Here is a 2,692-nt window from a genome sequence, read left to right on the forward strand (position 1 = left end):
CATATAACTACTTTAGCCCTCATAACAAGAGTCTTGGTACTTAGACCATGTAACAGCGTTTAAGTGCAAGAAAAGAACTCAGGGACAGAAATAAGAAAAGTATATACTTTACGGCACCCTGTTTTCTGGTAAACATTCTTCTTCAGGCTTCATTTCCACTAGATTCCACTCTTTAAGGCCTACTTTGCGAAATTGTGCAATTTCTATGTCAGTACCATTTGTTAATATAAAAAATATAAAATAATAATCAGCACCATCGTTACCGTGAAAATAGATATGTTTAATATATCCATTTTTTATGGTTGGGAATCTTTTCTGAATCAACTTGCACCATTGCCCATATTTCACATTAACAACTGATTCCGCGTCATGTTGCCATAAGTGGTACGGGGCGCATAGAAAATCCTCAGGATACTGCTTCAAATGTGAAATTCGGTAACCTTCTTCTTCATGAACAAGTTGAATAAATCCGTAAGAATAACCAAAATATTCGGCTCTCTTGCCTTTAAATCCTTCAATTGTTTCAATTTCATAAAAAAATCTTATGCCCGTTTTAGATCGGGCACCCTACAAAGCTTGATCAAACTCGTATGCCCAATACCAGCAAACAAATCAAGATAGTTTTTATAACTCACTTTTTTTTTATAGTTATTCGATAAAAAATTGTAAGCAAGTGGAAATGGAACTCGTGCATTACCAATAGTTCCACAGCTTCGCCCGCCCATATTTTCGGCTTCACGCAAAATACTAAAATAATTAAGAAGGGTTTCTTCAGGAGTTTTAATCAACTCTAGGGGTACCTGAATTTGATCATGAGTTTTTTTATAAAAGGGCTTGAAGAACTCCGAAGTTTGAAATCTTAAATTTAAAGTTGGTAAACTTGATGGACGAAAATATTTTTGATGATACACAACTGAGTCGATTTGATTCCGTAATAACATATTCATCACCTCATACTTTCAGCTTATGGGCGAACAAAATATATGTGAAGGACCAGTATCTCTCATCGTTGCAACAATTATATTTAAGAAAATCGACATTTCGCTTTATTAAAATTAGTTAACTGGTTTATGAAGATACGATACATAATATCACTTGTGTTTACTTAATAGGTAACTATCCTTAACATAGTCCAGATAGCCTTTATTACCTTCTTGCGCCATATTGTGGAAGATACTTCTCTTTAATAGATGAAAAAATCACGGTTCATATAAGTTAAAAACTCGATCCCAATCCCAATGTTCATAGAACCAACTACCAGTATTAATATTATCAATCCATATTTTATGTTCTAGACCTTTTGAATCAGAAATCATTACATTTGAATTACTTCTATTAGTTCTAATCCAAACCAATTTGTCTTGATTTTGTATGTAGTGAGGAAGAAAATCTCCTTCATTAGCTTGTGGAAACGTTACTTTCTCTGATGCACTTGTTCGAATATCAATTTTATATATTGAGGGCATAGGTCTTTTACCAATATTTGTCCACTCACTCTCTAAGGAACGTGACACATAGATCGAGCTATCATCTCCCCATATTAAATCTCGATCAACATATCCTTTTGGTGTATATAGGTGTTCAGCTCGTTTATCTATTTTGTTAACCTTTAATACTTTATTTTTTATTGCAATTCGGTCAAAGCCATTAATATAAGCCAAAAAATTTGTATTTGGTGCCCATTGAAACCAGTCTTCATAATTTAACATTCCACCTATCTTTCGGAATGATTTACCATCTTTTGAAATAACACTAAGAGTGTTGTTATCGGCAGAAATAGATGCTGTAGGAACTAATTGAAATGCAATCCAGTTTTGATTATATGACCATTTAAATTGACTTGTTCCATAAAAATAATCTTTTTTCTTTACTGGAATAGTATAAAAATGATGTGACTGAACTTGCTCCTGATTGTTTTTAGGAGATATTAAGAATTTAGATAACACGATATCTGAAAATACACTTTTACCTTTCTTTGAAGAAGTTAAAAGTCCACTCCCATCAGGTAACCAAGAGAAGTTGATAATTTCAGAAGCTATTCTTTTTGATGATTGTAATAACTGCACATCTATGATATTTAAATATTCATCGTCTAGAAAACCCAAAACATTTTTATTTGGAGCCCACTGGTATTTTTCCATATTACACGAGCAAATTTTGAAATGTTTGTCTAATTTCACATTGTATATCCAGAGTTCTTTATCATGGACTCTTATTTGATCTTCTTTTTTCTCCTTGATATATGCAATCCAGTCTCCACTAAAAGACCACTTAGGGTAACTTACATTTTCACTATGGATAATTCTCAATTCTTTATTATTAATTTTAATCCACATATCATTATTTCTTACAAATGCTGCTCGCAATTCTGTAGAGGATTTTGCTGATACATTTGAAATATAATGAAATGATAAGTTAATAATGACAAAGCACACAAATATTGTTTTCATTTGTGAATAATAAATCTCCTTTATTTTAGCTTCTTACTGTGTTTTTATTCTTCCCTTTCTTCGAATTAATACTACTTAAACAAAAAGCCATTCATGATTTATATTAATTTTCTATCCTTTAGTGCTAGGGTTTTTCGCTCAAAAAAAACGCGATGTTATTTCATCGCGCCAGATTGCTGAATAATAAAATGAAATAGTCTTAAAAGAGAATAATAACAGTCTAAAAAAAGCATTCCGTTTGT

3 protein-coding genes are annotated in these 2,692 nt (G+C 31.9%); all 3 read right to left on the reverse strand.

Annotation, left to right across the window (positions count from 1 at the left end; translation table 11 throughout):
- Positions 1–108 precede the first annotated feature (108 nt).
- Positions 109–423: a hypothetical protein gene (locus JM172_RS24150; RefSeq protein WP_214484936.1), complete on the reverse strand. Its 315-nt coding sequence runs from the start codon at positions 421–423 to the stop codon at positions 109–111.
- A gap of 119 nt (positions 424–542) precedes the next feature.
- Positions 543–911, reverse strand: coding sequence for a hypothetical protein (locus JM172_RS24155; RefSeq protein ID WP_214484937.1), 369 nt, complete (start codon positions 909–911; stop codon positions 543–545).
- Between the two features lie 288 nt (positions 912–1,199).
- Complete coding sequence (locus tag JM172_RS24160; protein WP_214484938.1) at positions 1,200–2,450, reverse strand: hypothetical protein; 1,251 nt, start codon at positions 2,448–2,450, stop codon at positions 1,200–1,202.
- Positions 2,451–2,692: the final 242 nt, after the last annotated feature.

The organism is Bacillus sp. SM2101, from assembly GCF_018588585.1.
Lineage (GTDB): Bacteria > Bacillota > Bacilli > Bacillales > SM2101 > Nanhaiella > Nanhaiella sioensis.

Coding starts and splice junctions, on each gene's coding strand:
- JM172_RS24160 (WP_214484938.1), bottom strand. CDS start 2,450: ATGAAAACAATATTTGTGTGCTTTGTCATTATTAACTTATCATTTCAT.